Source organism: Plesiomonas sp. ZOR0011, assembly GCF_000800945.1.
Lineage (GTDB): Bacteria > Pseudomonadota > Gammaproteobacteria > Enterobacterales > CAMTGL01 > Plesiomonas > Plesiomonas shigelloides.
The window spans coordinates 1-443 of record NZ_JRKB01000118.1 but is presented as its reverse complement, the minus strand read 5'-3'; the positions used below and the strand labels follow the sequence as shown (position 1 = coordinate 443).

Below are 443 nucleotides of genomic sequence, written 5' to 3'. Positions count from 1 at the left end.
GTCACTATGCTGTCACTATGCTGTCACTATGCTGTCACTATGCTGTCACTATGCTGTCACTATGCTGTCACTATGCATTTGAGACAAGCTGCAAATTTCATTTCTACTTTGGTGAAATCACTTTTATCCGCCCGATACATCACACAATTAACATAATCTAATTATGTTTTTTTAACATGATGACGGATAGAGAATGACAAGTAAAGTTTCCTCAATGACTTCAATCGTTATATATTTCCTTCATTATTTTTGACGCTCAGTGACACTACGTAGGCTGTTATGACAGGCCCCTATTTTTAGAGCCATTCGTAGGATGAATCGAACAGTTCAATAATCAATGGAAGCCACAAATTGCAACGGTGGCAGCTTATTTAAAGCTCGATGAGGTCGACTCTTGTTATAGTCATCCCGCCAAGCTTCAATTTTCAATTTAGCATCAGGTA

Annotated in this window: 1 protein-coding gene; it reads right to left on the bottom strand. The window is 38.4% G+C overall.

What is annotated here, in order from left to right:
- Window positions 1-327: 327 nt before the first annotated feature.
- Window positions 328-429, bottom strand: a complete 102-nt coding sequence (locus L975_RS18765) for an integrase core domain-containing protein (protein WP_369795341.1) — start codon at window positions 427-429, stop codon at window positions 328-330.
- Between the last annotated feature and the right edge of the window lie 14 nt (window positions 430-443).